Origin of the sequence: Nocardia gipuzkoensis, from assembly GCF_021183645.1 — a bacterium.
GTDB lineage: Bacteria > Actinomycetota > Actinomycetes > Mycobacteriales > Mycobacteriaceae > Nocardia > Nocardia abscessus.
On the sequence record NZ_CP089225.1, the window covers coordinates 6,627,469 to 6,640,878 of the forward strand.

General features: G+C 68.8%; 14 protein-coding genes. 10 read left to right on the top strand and 4 right to left on the bottom strand.

What is annotated here, in order from left to right; genetic code table 11:
• Window positions 1–28: 28 nt before the first annotated feature.
• Window positions 29–883: a class I SAM-dependent methyltransferase gene (locus tag LTT66_RS30280; RefSeq protein ID WP_233061965.1), complete on the bottom strand. Its 855-nt coding sequence runs from the start codon at window positions 881–883 to the stop codon at window positions 29–31.
• A 61-nt stretch (window positions 884–944) separates the two neighbouring features.
• Window positions 945–1,808, bottom strand: coding sequence for a LysR family transcriptional regulator (locus LTT66_RS30285; protein WP_228820753.1), 864 nt, complete (start codon window positions 1,806–1,808; stop codon window positions 945–947).
• A gap of 157 nt (window positions 1,809–1,965) precedes the next feature.
• Between LTT66_RS30285 and LTT66_RS30290 the strand changes: the two genes are divergently transcribed.
• The 5 genes from LTT66_RS30290 to LTT66_RS30310 are packed head-to-tail and all read left to right on the top strand — an operon-like array spanning window position 1,966 to window position 6,878.
• The gene (locus LTT66_RS30290; protein WP_195068237.1) at window positions 1,966–3,408 is read left to right on the top strand and encodes a form I ribulose bisphosphate carboxylase large subunit; all 1,443 of its coding nucleotides are present in this window, start codon (window positions 1,966–1,968) and stop codon (window positions 3,406–3,408) included.
• A 20-nt stretch (window positions 3,409–3,428) separates the two neighbouring features.
• The gene (locus LTT66_RS30295) at window positions 3,429–3,851 is read left to right on the top strand and encodes a ribulose bisphosphate carboxylase small subunit (RefSeq protein ID WP_233061966.1); all 423 of its coding nucleotides are present in this window, start codon (window positions 3,429–3,431) and stop codon (window positions 3,849–3,851) included.
• Window positions 3,841–4,857, top strand: coding sequence for an AAA family ATPase (locus tag LTT66_RS30300; protein WP_233061967.1), 1,017 nt, complete (start codon window positions 3,841–3,843; stop codon window positions 4,855–4,857). Before LTT66_RS30295 ends, LTT66_RS30300 begins: the two co-directional genes overlap by 11 nt.
• Before the next feature lie 15 nt (window positions 4,858–4,872).
• The gene (locus LTT66_RS30305) at window positions 4,873–5,988 is read left to right on the top strand and encodes a class 1 fructose-bisphosphatase (RefSeq protein WP_233061968.1); all 1,116 of its coding nucleotides are present in this window, start codon (window positions 4,873–4,875) and stop codon (window positions 5,986–5,988) included.
• Window positions 5,989–5,999: 11 nt separating this feature from the next.
• Window positions 6,000–6,878 carry a phosphoribulokinase gene (locus LTT66_RS30310; RefSeq protein WP_195068240.1) on the top strand — a complete coding sequence of 293 codons (879 nt, stop codon included), beginning with the start codon at window positions 6,000–6,002 and terminating at the stop codon, window positions 6,876–6,878.
• A 68-nt stretch (window positions 6,879–6,946) separates the two neighbouring features.
• Here the strand turns inward: LTT66_RS30310 and dinB are convergent, their stop codons facing one another.
• Entirely contained in the window at window positions 6,947–8,188 is a 1,242-nt protein-coding gene (gene dinB / locus LTT66_RS30315; RefSeq protein WP_233061969.1) for a DNA polymerase IV, read from the bottom strand.
• A gap of 161 nt (window positions 8,189–8,349) precedes the next feature.
• Here dinB and LTT66_RS30320 point away from each other — a divergent pair, with 161 nt between their 5' ends.
• The 3 genes from LTT66_RS30320 to LTT66_RS30330 are packed head-to-tail and all read left to right on the top strand — an operon-like array spanning window position 8,350 to window position 10,772.
• Window positions 8,350–8,697, top strand: a complete 348-nt coding sequence (locus tag LTT66_RS30320) for a BlaI/MecI/CopY family transcriptional regulator (protein ID WP_063048914.1) — start codon at window positions 8,350–8,352, stop codon at window positions 8,695–8,697.
• A gap of 17 nt (window positions 8,698–8,714) precedes the next feature.
• Complete coding sequence (locus LTT66_RS30325; protein ID WP_233061970.1) at window positions 8,715–9,644, top strand: M56 family metallopeptidase; 930 nt, start codon at window positions 8,715–8,717, stop codon at window positions 9,642–9,644.
• Window positions 9,645–10,772 carry a winged helix DNA-binding domain-containing protein gene (locus tag LTT66_RS30330; protein WP_233061971.1) on the top strand — a complete coding sequence of 376 codons (1,128 nt, stop codon included), beginning with the start codon at window positions 9,645–9,647 and terminating at the stop codon, window positions 10,770–10,772.
• Here LTT66_RS30330 and LTT66_RS30335 read toward each other — a convergent pair.
• Entirely contained in the window at window positions 10,753–11,520 is a 768-nt protein-coding gene (locus tag LTT66_RS30335) for a TetR/AcrR family transcriptional regulator (RefSeq protein ID WP_233061972.1), read from the bottom strand. The two genes, LTT66_RS30330 and LTT66_RS30335, sit on opposite strands and share 20 nt — an antisense overlap.
• Before the next feature lie 98 nt (window positions 11,521–11,618).
• Between LTT66_RS30335 and LTT66_RS30340 the strand changes: the two genes are divergently transcribed.
• Both LTT66_RS30340 and LTT66_RS30345 read left to right on the top strand, forming a co-directional pair.
• Window positions 11,619–12,581 carry an ATP-binding cassette domain-containing protein gene (locus LTT66_RS30340; RefSeq protein ID WP_233061973.1) on the top strand — a complete coding sequence of 321 codons (963 nt, stop codon included), beginning with the start codon at window positions 11,619–11,621 and terminating at the stop codon, window positions 12,579–12,581.
• The gene (locus tag LTT66_RS30345; protein ID WP_195100286.1) at window positions 12,578–13,402 is read left to right on the top strand and encodes an ABC transporter permease; all 825 of its coding nucleotides are present in this window, start codon (window positions 12,578–12,580) and stop codon (window positions 13,400–13,402) included. The genes LTT66_RS30340 and LTT66_RS30345 overlap by 4 nt, the downstream gene beginning before the upstream one ends.
• Window positions 13,403–13,410: the final 8 nt, after the last annotated feature.

A 13,410-nucleotide genomic window follows, 5' to 3' on the forward strand; every position in this document is an offset into this window, starting at 1 on the left:
CCGCGCCGGCCGATGCGGCGCACCGCGCTCAGGCGTGGCGGAAGCGGATGATTCCCGACCAGGGATTGCGCATGGGTTTCCGTGGGTCGGGCTGGGGCAGGTAGGTGAACGGGCGCAGGTACCACGGCGCGCGGCGGAACTTGCGGGCGTGCAGCAGGAGGCTCTCCAGCTCGATCGGCTGCCAGCCGAGTTCTTCGAAGAAGCGGACGCCCTCGGGCGGTTCGAACTTCATCGGCGCGTTGGCGAAGGTGTCGCCGGAGCGCATCTTCTTCATACCGAGGCTGAGGTCGAGCAGCCACCAGGCGATCTCGGGGCGGGCCAGGGCGTTCGCCAGATCGGTGACGGTCTCCGGGTCGAGATACATCAGCAACCCTTCGGTGAGCACCAGGGCCTTCGACGCGGGAGCGGTGACCGGGCCGATCGCGCCGAGCGCCTCGTCGAGGAACTTCGCCCTGGCATCGGGATCGGCGAGATCCACTGCTCGGCGGACGAGCACGCAGTGCGGCGCCGCATCGGCGAGCGCCTCGTCCTTCTCCGCGACGATCCCGGGCAGGTCGGCTTCGATCCACAGCAGATCCGCCGGTAGCTCGAGCCGATAGGGGCGGGTGTCCAGACCGGCGGCGAGGTTCAGCACACGGTCGCAGCCCTCGCCGATCGCCTTGGCGATCAGGTCGTCGATCAGTTTGGTCCGCGTGACGATCGGCCAACCGTTGCGCATCACCGAGGGCGCGGCGGCGGCGATGGCGTGGCCGCGTTCACCGGCGAGCCGGTCGGCCAGCGGGTCGCGAAAGAGCGCGTCGGAACGCGCCGTCTCCCGCGCCCGGTACGCGGCGACCCAGCGTGCGGTGTCCGACACGTTGGACGGTATATCCCCTCCGGTCATGCGGCCAGTTTGTCATAGCCGCGGCCGGTGGTTTCGTCCCGTGCCGGGAGGGGCGGGCAGGTCAGTGCGGGTGGAAGGCGTCGGAGCCGACCTCGGCGGGGTCGAGCAGATGGGTGAGGAACAGGCGGGTGGTCGGGGTCGGGGTGCGGGTGGTGACGGCATGCCACGGACGGTCCAGCGGGGTGCCCTCCACCGGGAGGACGCGCAGCACGCCGTTCTCCAGATCCTGGGATATCGCGTCGCTGTGGATCAGCGTGACGCCCAGACCTTCTCGCGCGGCGGCCAGGGCAGCGCCGTGTGAGCCGAGGGTGAGCGTGGGCGGTTCGATCCGAAGCTGGTCGAGCAGCGCGAGGGTGGCTTCGCGGGTGCCCGAGCCGCGGCCGCGCAGCAACCAGGTGGTGTGCAGCGGGTCCAGTTCCGGCAGGCCGACCACGACCAGGCGGCTCGATCGCCGCGCGCGCACCACCAGCCCCGTGCCCCGTGGCGGACGCCCCGCGATGACGAGATCCGTTTCGTGGTGCTGCAATTCCAGGAACAGCGCGTCGCGCGGGTGCACCGACAGGCTCAGCTCGATATCGGGGAACCGGCGGCGGAACGAGGCCAGCGGCCGCAGCAGGACGTATTCGCCCGCGGTGGCGACCACGCCGATCCGCAGCCGTCCGGTCTCGGCACGGCGCACGGCGGCCTGGGCCTCTTTCATCAGCCCGAGAATTCCGCGGCAGTACTCGGCGTAGACGCGACCCGCCTCGGTGAGCGCGATCCCGCGCCCGGCTTTCGCGACGAGCTTGGCGCCCAGCTGTTTCTCGATGTGCGCGACGGCCGCGGAGACGGCGGCCTCGGTGATGTGCAGCTGCGTGGCGGCCCGGCGGATGCTGCCTTGGCGGGACACGGCCAGGAAGGTTTCCATCCGAGCCGCACTCACCATACCCACCGAAGAACGGTAACAAACTCAATGAATATGTTGGGTGTCGCGAGGAACAATCAAATTGTTTGTCGGTATCCGGCCCGTCATCCTGGAAATCCCAAGGCACGCCCGTTCACCCGGGTGCGGGTGTCCCCCCAGTGGCACAGCAGGAGGAACGATGGCCGAAGAAATCGAACGTGACCGCTGGGATCCGGGTGTCCAATCCTATGCGTCGATGGGCTATTACGCCCCCGACTACCAGCCGTCGGAAACCGACGTGCTCGCCGTGTTCCGGGTGACCCCGCAACGTGGCGTCGATCCGATCGAGGCCGCTGCCGCGGTGGCGGGTGAATCCTCCACGGCGACGTGGACGGTGGTGTGGACCGACCGGCTCACCGCGCACTCGCGCTATCAGGCGAAGTGTTACCGGATCGATGAGGTTCCCGGGCGACCGGGAGAGTACTTCGCCTATATCGCCTACGATCTCGACCTGTTCGAGGAAGGGTCGATCACGAACTTGACCTCCTCGATCATCGGCAACGTGTTCGGATTCAAGCCGCTGCTCGCGCTGCGGCTGGAGGACATGCGCATTCCGGTGGCGTACGTGAAGACGTTCCAGGGGCCGCCGCACGGCACGGTGATGGAACGCGAATATCTCAACAAATACGGCAGGCCGCTGCTCGGTGCGACGGTGAAACCGAAACTCGGGCTATCGGCGCGCAATTACGGCCGGGTGATCTACGAGGCGTGCAAGGGCGGCCTGGATTTCACCAAGGACGACGAGAACATCAACTCGCAGCCGTTCATGCGCTGGCGTGACCGGTACCTGTTCGCGATGGAGGGCGTGAACCGGGCGATGGCCGAGACCGGCGAGATCAAAGGCCACTACCTGAACGTGACCGCGGCATCGATGGAGGAGATGTACGAGCGCGCGGAGTTCGCCAAGGAGCTCGGCAGCGTCGTCATCATGATGGACCTCACCGTCGGATTCACCGCGATGCAGTCGATGTCGCACTGGGCGCGCCGCAACGGGGTGCTGCTGCATCTGCATCGCGCGGGGCATTCCACCTACACCCGGCAGAAGACCCACGGTGTCAGCTTCCGTGTGCTGGCCAAGTGGTGCAGGCTGATCGGCGTCGACCATCTGCACGCGGGCACCGTGGTCGGGAAGCTCGAGGGCGACCCGGCGACGACGAAGGGGTTCTACGACACATTGCGGGAGAACCACATTCGGACCGAGCCGGCCAACGGGATCTTCTTCGACCAGCACTGGGCGAGCCTGCCGGGTGTGATGCCGGTGGCCTCCGGCGGCATCCACGCCGGGCAGATGCATCAGCTGCTCGACCTGTTCGGCGACGACGTGGTGCTGCAGTTCGGCGGCGGCACGATCGGGCATCCGCTCGGCATCGCCGCGGGCGCGGAGGCGAACCGGGTGGCGCTGGAGGCGGTCGTGCAGGCCCGCAACGAAGGCCGTGACCTACTGAAGGAAGGGCCGGAGGTGTTGCGGAAGGCTGCCGAGATCTGCCGCCCGCTCGACGTCGCGCTGGCCACCTGGGGCGATGTCACCTTCGACTACACCTCCACCGACGCGCCGGACGCCGTGCCGACGGTCAGTCGCTGAGCAACCAGGAAGGACAAGCCATGTATCTCCGGCACGGAACGTTCTGCTACCTCCCGCCGCTGACCGACGAGCAGATCGCCGCGCAGGTGCGCTACGCGCTGCTCAACAGCTGGCCGGTCTCCATCGAGTACACCGACGATCCGCATCCGCGCAACGCCTACTGGGAGATGTGGGGGTTGCCGCTGTTCGATCTGGACGAGCCCGACGGCGTGCTGGCCGAGATCAACGCCTGCCGGGCGACTTTCCCGCGCCACTACGTGCGGGTGCTGGCCTACGACGCGCGCTACACCAGGCAGAGCACGGCGCTGAGCTTCCTGGTGCAGCGCCCGCCCGACGAGCCCGGCTTCGTGCTCACCCGCACCGAGGGCCCGGACCGCCGGCAAACCTACGGCCTGCACTCGTACGCCACGACCGTCCGCCCGGGAGACCGGTATGGCGGCTGAGCGCAACGGCTCGGGATTCCGTCTGCACCGTCCGGGGGCCGAGGTCCCCGGCGCGGTGCGGACGGCGCCCGCCGAACCCGAGGCGCCGGAGATCCTGGACGAGGACGCGGTGCTGGATCTGTCCACCGACATCGCGGGCCACGACGTGGAGGAGACGCTGCGCAGGCTGGACGCGGAACTGATCGGGCTGGCGCCGGTGAAGCGGCGGGTGCGCGAGATCGCGGCGCTGCTGCTGATCGATCGCGCCCGTCAGCGGTTCGGGCTGAGCTCGTCGCGGCCCACCATGCACATGAGCTTCACCGGCGGGCCCGGCACCGGCAAGACCACGGTGGCGTTGCGGATGGCGCAGATGCTGCACGCCCTCGGCTACATCCGGAAACCGAAGGTGCACACCGTCACCCGGGACGACCTGGTGGGCCAGTTCATCGGGCACACCGCGCCGAAGACGAAGGAGGCGCTGGCCAAGGCGGCGGGTGGCGTGCTGTTCATCGACGAGGCCTACTACCTGTTCCGGCCGGAGAACGAACGCGACTACGGGCAGGAGGTGATCGAGATCCTGTTGCAGGAGATGGAGAACGAGCGCGCCAGCCTGGTGGTGATCTTCGCCGGGTACCCGGATCGGATGGACCGCTTCTTCTCCGCCAATCCGGGACTGTCCTCGCGGGTGGCCCATCACCTGGAGTTCGCCGACTACACCCACGCGGAACTGCTCGGCATCGCCGAACTCATGGTGGCCGCGGAGAACTTCCGCTTCGAGGACGCGGCGCGGACGGCGTTCGGCGAATACCTGGAACGACGGATGGCCCGTCCGCGCTTCTCCAACGCGCGCAGCGTGCGCAACGCCCTCGACCGGTGCCGGCTGCGCCAGGCCAAACGTCTCGTCGAGCTGCGCAGACCGCTGACCAAGACCGATCTGATCACGCTGACCGACCGGGATGTCTACGGCAGCAGCGTGTTCACCGAACCCGAGCCACCCGGCGGGCCGGCCGTGCGAGCCCTCCGGTGACGAGATCGAGGCGCGATGCCAGAAGGACTGAAAACCCTCACCCGCTACACGATCGAGCAGGAGCACCGGCATCCCGGATCCTCCGGTGAGTTCTCCGCCTTGGTGAACGTGATCGCGACGGCGACGAAGATCGTCGCGAATCAGGTCACCCGGGGCGCGATCGCCGGATCGATCGGTGCGGTGATCAATCCCGCCCGACTCCCACCCGTGAATCCGGACAATCCGCCACCGACCGTGCATCGCGAGCTGGACGCGATCAGCAACGACATCATGGTCGCCGAAACTCAGTGGACGGGTCATCTTTCGGCGTTGCTGTCCGAGCAGATCAGCGACATCCATCCGGTGCCCGACACGCATCGGCGCGGCAAGTACCTGTTGGCGTTCGATCCCCTGGACGGTTCGTCCAACATCGACGTCAACCTGCCGGTGGGCACGATCTTCAGCGTGCTGCGTGCGCCCGCGCGGGGCGGCGGCGCCACCAGCACTCCGAGCGCGAAGGATTTCCTGCAGCCGGGCGTCGAGCAGGTGTGCGCGGGGTTCACCCTGTACGGGCCCGCGACCATGCTGGTGCTGACGACCGGTAGCGGGGTGGACGGATTCACCCTGGACCGGGAGATCGGCGCGTTCGTGCTGACCCACCCCCGGATGCGCATCCCGGAGGACACCTCCGGCTTCGCGATCAACGCGGCCAACGAGCGATTCTGGGAACGGCCGGTGCGCCGCTACGTGCACGAGTGCCTGGACGGCGTGGACGGCCCGCGCGAGCGCGATTTCAATATGCGCTGGGTGGCCTCGCTGGTCGCCGACACCTTCCACATCCTCACCCGTGGCGGGGTCTACCTGTATCCGCGCGACACCCGCCCGCCCACCCGCCCGGGCCGGGTCGCGTTGCTCTACGGCGCCAATCCGATCGCGTTCATCGTCGAACAGGCCGGCGGTGCGGCGACCACCGGCAGCGAGCGGGTGCTGGAGGTGACGCCGGGCGAGGTCCACCAGCGGGTGCCGCTGATCTTCGGCTCCCGCAACGAAGTCGAGCGCATCGAGCGGTATCACCGCGAACCCGACGAGGGACCCAGCTTCGACAGCTCGCTGTTCGGCACGCGCTCGCTGTTTCGCCCGGCCCAGCGCTGAAGAGGAGAACCATGTCGGTCAAGCACCCCGTCGTCGCGATCACCGGGTCCTCCGGCGCGGGGACCTCCAGCGTGACCCGGACCTTCCAGGAGATCTTCCGCCGCGAAGGGATCAACGCCGCGATCGTCGAGGGCGATTCGTTCCACCGCTACGACCGCAACGAGATGAAATCGGCCATGGCCGAAGCCGAGCAGAACCGCAATCTGCGGTTCTCGCACTTCGGTGAGGAGGCGAATCTGCTGAAGGAATTGGAGACGCTGTTTCGCGACTACGGCGAGACCGGTGTCGGGACCGTGCGCCGATATCTGCACGACGAGACCGAGGCCAAGCCCTACGGGCAGCCACCAGGGACCTTCACGCCGTGGGAGGAACTGGCGCCCGGCAGTGACCTGCTGTTCTACGAAGGTCTGCACGGCGCGGCGGTCACCTCCACGGTGGATGTGGCTCGGCACACCGATCTGCTGGTCGGCGTCGTGCCGATCATCAACCTGGAGTGGATTCAGAAGGTGATCCGGGACAAGACCGAGCGCGGATACTCCAGTGAGGCCGTGATCGACACGATCCTGCGGCGGATGCCGGACTACGTCACCTACATCTGCCCGCAGTTCTCCCGCACCTACGTCAACTTCCAGCGGGTGCCGACCGTGGACACCTCGAATCCTTTTATCGCGCGGACCATTCCGACCGCCGACGAGAGCTTCGTGGTGATCCGGTTCGCGGATCCGAAGGTCATCGACTTCCCGTATCTGCTGTCGATGCTGCACGACTCGTTCATGTCGCGGACCAATTGCATCGTGGTGCCCGGCGGCAAGATGGAGCTGGCCATGCAGCTGATCTTCACCCCGCTGATCCTGCGGCTGATGGACAAGCGGCCGAAGCGGTCGTACTGAGCATGCGCGGGTCCGGTCCTGGTCGGCTGCGCAAGGGCTGGACGGGCGTTCGCGTGCGGCTGAGCTGGTCAATCGGGCAGCAGGGGTACCGAAAGGCCCTCGCCGCGGTGCAGGAGGGCGGCGCGGGTGACGGCGGCGGAGCCGAAGCGCTTGCGCAGGTCGTCGAGGGTCGTGTCGAGGGTGTTGGCGGCGCGGGGCTCGAAGGGCAGGGTGAGCTGCACGGCGTCGGCGTCGTCGAGGTTGGTCAGCGCGAGACCGATCAGAGTGAGACCGCGTTCCTGGATCAGCGGCATCGCCGCGGTGAGCAGCGCGCGGGACGCACTCAGGATCGTCGCGGTGTGGTCGGTGGCCTCGGCCAGGGTGTGGGACCGGGTGGCCCGGGTGAAATCGTCGAAACGCAGGCGAAGCACCACGGTTCGGCACACGCGGTTGGCCGCGCGCAGGCGTCTGCCGAGCCGATCGGTGAGTCCGTGCAGGTAGGCCTCGATCTCGTCGGGGGGACGACGCCTGCGACCGAGGGCGCGCTGGGCGCCGATCGAGCGCCGCCGCCGACCGGTCTCGACGCGGCGCGGGTCACGCGCCCAGGACAAGGCGTGGAGATGGCGGGCCGCGGCGGGGCCGAGTATCGCCCGCAGCGGGCTCTCACCCAGCTCGGCCAGCTGACCGACCCGGGTGATACCGTGCTCGTGCAACGTGCGTGCGGTGACATCGCCTACACCCCATAGCCTTTCGACCGGCAGCGGATGCAGGAAGTCCAGTTCGCCCCCCGGCGGCACCAGCCGCAACCCGTCGGGTTTGGCGACCGCACTGGCCACCTTGGCCAGGAACTTGGTACGGGCGATCCCTACCGAGATCGGCAAGCCGACGCGCTCGCGCACTTGGGCGCGCAGCCGCGTCGCGATGGCGACCGGCTCACCCGAGATCCGGCGCAGCCCGCCGACGTCGAGAAACGCCTCGTCGATGGAGACGCCCTCCACGACGGGAGTGGTGTCGCGGAAAATGTCGAAGACGGCTTTGCTGGCCTCGGCGTAGGCGGACATGCGCGGGGGCACCACGATCGCGTGCGGGCACAACCGGCGCGCCTGCCCGCCGTTCATCGGGGTGCGCACGCCGAACGCCTTCGCCTCGTAGCTGGCGGCCAGTACCACCCCGCCGCCGACGATCACCGGCTTACCGCGCAGCCGTGGGTCGTCACGCTGCTCGACCGAGGCATAGAAGGAATCGAGATCCGCGTGCAGGATCGATGCGTCCGCCCGCGCGAGTATCCGGGGCCTGCCGGATCGGGGGACGGGCGCTTCGGACACGAACATATGTTCGCACAAGGCTCCGACATGCGCCGTCGAGCCGGGTCGATCTACTGGTTGCCTCAGTAGTAACCCGCCTCTGCCGGTAACCTGTTCCCACGACGGGGCACAGCGCGGATGAGGGAGTCGGTACGGTGCGTGGATTCGGGGATCTGGAGGCGGTGATCATGGACCGCATCTGGGATCAGGACGCAGAGGACACAACGGTGCGCGAGATCTTCGACGAACTGTCGGCTCGGCGGGACATCGCCTATACAACGGTGATGTCCACCATGGACAACCTGCATCGCAAGGGCTGGCTGGCACGCGAACGCGCGGGCAAGGCCTATCGATATTGGCCGACGCTCACCAGGGAAGAGCACAGCGCCCGGCTCATGCTGGAGGCATTGGGTTCCGGTGGCCGCTCGGATCTGGTGCTGAGTCATTTCGTCGACCGGATCAGCGCCGAGGAGTCGGCCGGACTGCGTGCCGCGCTGCGCAGACTGGCGGCGCGCAAGTCACCAGAAGTGCCGTGAGCCTTGCCATAGCTCTGATGCTGTACGGCAGCGTCGTGGCGACCTTCGGTCCGCCCGTGCTGCGCGGTCTGACCCATCGCGGTATCGCGCCGCGGCTGGGTGTGATCGCCTGGGTCGTCGCGATCGTCGGTGCGCTGAGCGCGTGGGGAATCGCGGCGACCCTGGTGACCGTCGAGTTCGCCACCTACTGGGGACATCCGAAGGACGCGTTGCGCGCCTGCGTTTCGTTCCTGTGGTCCCCGATGCACGTGCACGGCGCCGCGGCCACCCGAGCGGCCACGTTCGCGGTGGCGGCGCTGGTCGCCACCGGTACGGCCGCGCTGGTGGCGCGCGCGGTGGGCGTCGTAGTGGACATGCGCAGGCGGACCAGCGTCCATGCGCGGGCGGTCCGGCTGGTCGGCAGGCCGGTGCCGGGTATCGGGGCGGTGGTGCTCGATTCGCCGGAGCGTCAGGTCTACTGCGTGCCGGGACGGCCCGACACCATCGTGGTCACCACCGCCGCCCTGGACGCGCTGGACGACGATCAGCTGGCCGCGGTCCTCGCGCACGAACGCGCGCACCTGTCCGGCAGGCACGCGGTGTTGACCGCGGTGCTGCGTGCGGTGGCCACCACGCTGCCGGGCCTGCGGTTGTTCCCCGTCGGCGCGGCAGAGATCGCGCGCCTGCTGGAGATGTGCGCCGACGACAAGGCCGCCGACGAGCACGGGTCGCTGTCGCTGCTGGGGGGACTGCTGGCGATCGTCGGCATCGTCGAGCCCGCGCCGCCGGGTGCGCTGGCCGCGGCGGGCACCGCGGTGCTGGCCCGTGCCGAACGGCTGGCCGACCCGGTCGGCTCGATCCGGCGAGCCACCACCCGCACCGCCCTGCTCGGTGTGATCGCGATGACGGTGACCGGGTCGGCGCTGGCCGTGGCGATGGTGGCGGGTCTCGGCGCACTGCTGAGCTGAGTGATAGGGGAACACCAGTTGCAGGTCACCTGGGATCAGGTCTTCGCCTGGCGGCTGCATCGTCAGTATGTGCGGTCTCGTGCGGACGAGGGGGTGGCGGCGATCGCCGAACGTCTGTGTGGCGTGCAGGCCCAGGTCACCTCCGCGGCGGAACTGGCGGTCGCATTGCGCAGCCTGCAACCGGAACCGGGCGGACTGGTTCGCGCGCTCGAGGACGGCACGTTGCTGAAGACCTGGGCGATGCGCGGCACCCTGCACGCGCTCACTCCGGACCTGGCCGCGGCCTGCCTGGCGCTGATCGGCTCGGCACGCACCTGGGAGAAGCCGTCCTGGCAGAAGAACTTCGGCGCCTCGCCCGCGGAGGTGGCGGCGCTGACCGAGGCGGTCGCGGAGGTGCTCGACGGCGCGGTGCTCACCCGCGAGGAACTGGTCGAGGCTCTTGTGTCCGAGCCGGGATTCCACCGGCTCGGCGAGGAATTGCGCTCCGGCTGGGGCGCGCTGCTCAAACCCCTGGCCTGGCAGGGGGTGCTGTGCCACGGTCCGGCGCGGGGCACCAAGGTGACCTTCACCAGTCCCGCGCATCTGGTGCGCGACTGGCCCGGACTGCCCGAACCGGATGCCGCGGCGCACGTGGCGGTGCTCGGCTATCTGCGCGCCTACGGCCCGGCGACGCCGGAGACCTTCGACGCCTGGCTCAGCCGCAACAGTCTGCGCAAGACCACGGTCCGGCGCTGGTTCGCCGAGCTGGGTGAGTTACTCACCGAAGTCGAGGTGGAGGGCCGGCGCGCCTTCCTGCCGACCGATCAGGTCGACGCGGTGGCCGACGCCGCGCCGAGCGCGTCGGTGCACCTGCTCGGCGCCTTCGACCAGTACGTGCTGGGGCCCGGCACCGGTGACACCGTCGTGCTGCCCGCCGCCCACCGCGGGAAGGTGAGCCGCACCGCGGGCTGGATCTCACCGATCGTCGTCGTCGGCGGACGCATCGCGGGCATCTGGGAACTCACCGAGGACGCCGTCACGATCACGATGTTCGACGGTGCGCCGCTGCCGAAGCGCGGGCTGGACGCGGCTGTCGCGCACGTTGCGCTGGCGGCCGGGCGCGAGAAGCTCACGGTGCGAGCGGCGTAGCGCGGTCGCGGTGGGTCACATAGTGTTCCAGGCCGTCGAGGATGCGCTGTAGCCCGAAACCGAAGTGGTCGAAATCCGGGCCGAACGCGTCGTCCGACAGCGCGGCCATGACCGGGTAGCGGCCGCTGGCCATGGCTTGTTCCAGCTTGGGGACCTGCGCCTGCCAGAATTCCGCGTCGGTCAGGCCCGAGACGCGTTCGGCCTCTTGCTCGTACAGCTGCGTGCGGGCCGCGCCCAGCACGTAGCCGGAGACCATGATCACCACCGACACGAGTTCGCGATCGGGCAAACCCATCGGCCGGATCGCGCCGAGCACATTCTCCATGCCTTCCATCGCCCCGGGGCCGAGCACCGGGCGTGACTGGTTCACTCCGATCAGCCATGGGTGGCGCCGGTACATGGCGAGGGATTCGTAGGCGAGGGTTTCCAGTGCGCCACGCCATCCGTCGAGACGATCGCCGAGGCCGTCGATCGGGGCCTGCACCCGGTCGAGCATCAGATCCAGCAGTTCGGCCTTGCCGGGCAGGTACCGGTACAGCGACATGGTTCCGGTGCCGAGCTCGGTCGCGACCCGGCGCATCGTCACCGCGGCGAGGCCCTCGCCGTCGGCCACCGCGATCGCCGCGTCGACGATCCGGTCCAGCGACAGACCGGGTTTCGGCCCACGGCTCGGCCGGGGGCCCGCACCCCAGAGCAGGTCGAGGGTGCGGGCGATGTCGCCGCTGCCGCTGGTCTCCGTGCCGGTCATGATCGTCAGCTTATCCGCTTGGCAGAAAACTGGGTACGCAGTACTCTAATTCGAGTACGTTGTACCCAGTTTTCGGGTACACCACGGGAAGGTGAGTAGTGAACGATTTCGCGGTCCTGGCCGAGGGACTGGAGAAGAGATACGGGGACAAGCGAGCCCTGGACGGATTCGATCTGACCGTGCGGCGCGGCACGGTGCACGGGCTGCTCGGGCCCAACGGCGCGGGCAAGACCACCGCGGTGCGCATCCTGTCCACGCTGATCCGGCTGGACGGCGGCCGGGCGAGCGTGGCCGGCATCGACGTCGCCCACCGGCCGCGGGAGGTGCGCGCCCGCATCGGGCTGACCGGCCAGTACGCCGCCGTCGACGAAGTGCTCACTGGGCGGCAGAACCTGGAGATGTTCGGCCGGTTGTTCCACCTCGGCGGACGCCGGGCCAAGCGGCGGGCCACCGAACTGCTCGAGCGTTTCGACCTGACCGAGGCCGGTGACCGCGGCGTCGGCAAGTACAGCGGCGGCATGCGCCGCAGGCTCGATCTGGCGGCGTCGATGATCCTCGCGCCGGACGTGCTGTTCCTCGACGAGCCCACCACCGGACTCGATCCGCGCAGCCGCGGCGAGGTCTGGGAGTCGGTGCGCGCCTTGGTCGCCGACGGCACCACGGTGCTGCTGACAACGCAGTATCTGGAGGAGGCGGACAAGCTCGCCTCCCGGATCACCGTCATCGATCAAGGACACGCCATCGCCGAGGACACCCCGGACGGATTGAAGAGCACCGTGGGCGGCGACCGCATCGAGGTCGTGGCCGCGGACGTGGCCGACCTGCCCGCCGTCGCCAAAGTGGTAGCCCGGGTGTGCGACGGCGAACCGGAGACCGACGACGCCGAACGACGGGTATCCGCGGCGGTCACCGAGCGCGTCGCGGCGCTCACCGAGGTTGCGCGCACACTCCAGGACGAAGGTGTGGACGTGGAGGACATCGGTTTGCGCAGACCCAGTCTCGACGACGTCTTCCTGCAGTTGACCGGCCACCGCACGACCACCGAGGAGGCGACCCGATGAGCACCGTGGACCTCACCCCGAGCCGTACGCGTTCCCGCGCCTACTGGGCGATCGCCGATTGCTGGAATATCGTGCGCCGCGGGCTGACCCACTATCAGCGTCAGCCGATCAACATCGCCTGGCAACTCGGCTTCCCGATCCTGTCGGTACTGCTGTACGGCTATGTCTTCGGCAGCGCGATGAGCGTGCCCGGCGGCGGTGACTACCGCAGCTTCCTGATGCCGGGCATGTTCGCCATGACGATGGCGTTCGGCTTCATCAACACCGCGACGGTGGTCGTCTACGACGCCACCAACGGCGTGATCGACCGCTTCCGCTCGATGCCGATGGCCTCTTCCGCGGTGGTGTCCGGGCGCGGCGTCACCGATCTGATCGTGGCCTGCGCCGAGTTGGCGATTCTGATGCTGACCGCCCTGGTCATCGGGTGGCGGCCGGACGGAGGAGTACTGCGTGGCGCCGCGGCCTTCGGTCTGCTGCTGTTGCTGCGATTCGCGCTGATCTGGGTGGGTGTGTGGCTCGGGTTACTGGTGCCGAACCCGGAGGCCGCGGGCGGGCTGTTCGCGGTCGCCTTCCCGCTCACCATGATCTCCAGCATCTTCGTCGCACCCCAGCTGATGCCGGACTGGCTGGGCGTCATCGCGGCGTGGAACCCGATCTCCTCCACGGTGGCCGCGACCCGGGAGCTGTTCGGCACGCCGGTCGGCAGCGGAGATTCCTGGGTGGAACAGCACGCGTTGCTGATGGCCGTGGTGTGGCCGCTGATCATCACCGCGATCTTCCTGCCGCTCGCGGTCCGGCGATTCCAGCGCCTGAGCCGCTGATCCGTCGC

Excerpts from the sequence above, each read along its gene's own strand:
- LTT66_RS30285 (WP_228820753.1), bottom strand. The coding sequence starts at position 1,808 with ATGGTGAGTGCGGCTCGGATGGAAACCTTCCTGGCCGTGTCCCGCCAA.
- dinB (WP_233061969.1), bottom strand. The coding sequence starts at position 8,188 with ATGTTCGTGTCCGAAGCGCCCGTCCCCCGATCCGGCAGGCCCCGGATA.
- LTT66_RS30305 (WP_233061968.1), top strand. The coding sequence starts at position 4,873 with ATGCCAGAAGGACTGAAAACCCTCACCCGCTACACGATCGAGCAGGAG.
- LTT66_RS30300 (WP_233061967.1), top strand. The coding sequence starts at position 3,841 with ATGGCGGCTGAGCGCAACGGCTCGGGATTCCGTCTGCACCGTCCGGGG.
- LTT66_RS30320 (WP_063048914.1), top strand. The coding sequence starts at position 8,350 with ATGGACCGCATCTGGGATCAGGACGCAGAGGACACAACGGTGCGCGAG.
- LTT66_RS30310 (WP_195068240.1), top strand. The coding sequence starts at position 6,000 with ATGTCGGTCAAGCACCCCGTCGTCGCGATCACCGGGTCCTCCGGCGCG.
- LTT66_RS30325 (WP_233061970.1), top strand. The coding sequence starts at position 8,715 with ATGCTGTACGGCAGCGTCGTGGCGACCTTCGGTCCGCCCGTGCTGCGC.
- LTT66_RS30280 (WP_233061965.1), bottom strand. The coding sequence starts at position 883 with ATGACCGGAGGGGATATACCGTCCAACGTGTCGGACACCGCACGCTGG.
- LTT66_RS30295 (WP_233061966.1), top strand. The coding sequence starts at position 3,429 with ATGTATCTCCGGCACGGAACGTTCTGCTACCTCCCGCCGCTGACCGAC.
- LTT66_RS30290 (WP_195068237.1), top strand. The coding sequence starts at position 1,966 with ATGGCCGAAGAAATCGAACGTGACCGCTGGGATCCGGGTGTCCAATCC.
- LTT66_RS30345 (WP_195100286.1), top strand. The coding sequence starts at position 12,578 with ATGAGCACCGTGGACCTCACCCCGAGCCGTACGCGTTCCCGCGCCTAC.
- LTT66_RS30335 (WP_233061972.1), bottom strand. The coding sequence starts at position 11,520 with ATGACCGGCACGGAGACCAGCGGCAGCGGCGACATCGCCCGCACCCTC.